This window comes from Variovorax sp. WDL1 (assembly GCF_001541225.1).
Taxonomy (GTDB): domain Bacteria; phylum Pseudomonadota; class Gammaproteobacteria; order Burkholderiales; family Burkholderiaceae_C; genus Variovorax.
The window spans coordinates 1-304 of sequence record NZ_LMTS01000035.1; the positions used below are offsets into that span (position 1 = coordinate 1).

Below are 304 nucleotides of genomic sequence, written 5' to 3' on the forward strand. Positions count from 1 at the left end.
CCTGCAGGGACGTCTCCACGTTGGCCGGCCGCGGCGCCGCGTTCAGACGCGCGAGCACGTTGATGACGTGTTCGACGCTCACGCGCCCGGAGGGAGGCGCCCCGTCCAGCGCCAACTCCACGGCTACCAGCACCGCTTCCAGTCCTGCCATCGGCACCAGGGCCAGGACCCGGGCCATCAGGCGGTCGCCTCCGCTCTCGCGCAACAGCGCGCGCCGCAGCCGCTGCAATGATTCGGGGAGGTCGGTGAACGGCGCCCCGTTGCGCAGCGCTCCCGGCTTCCTCTGCACCAGCGGGATGTAGTG

Annotated in this window: 1 pseudogene; it reads right to left on the bottom strand. The window is 71.7% G+C overall.

The window, feature by feature from the left end:
• A pseudogene (locus APY03_RS07085) lies at nucleotides 1–304 on the bottom strand (IS21 family transposase); the annotation flags it as partial.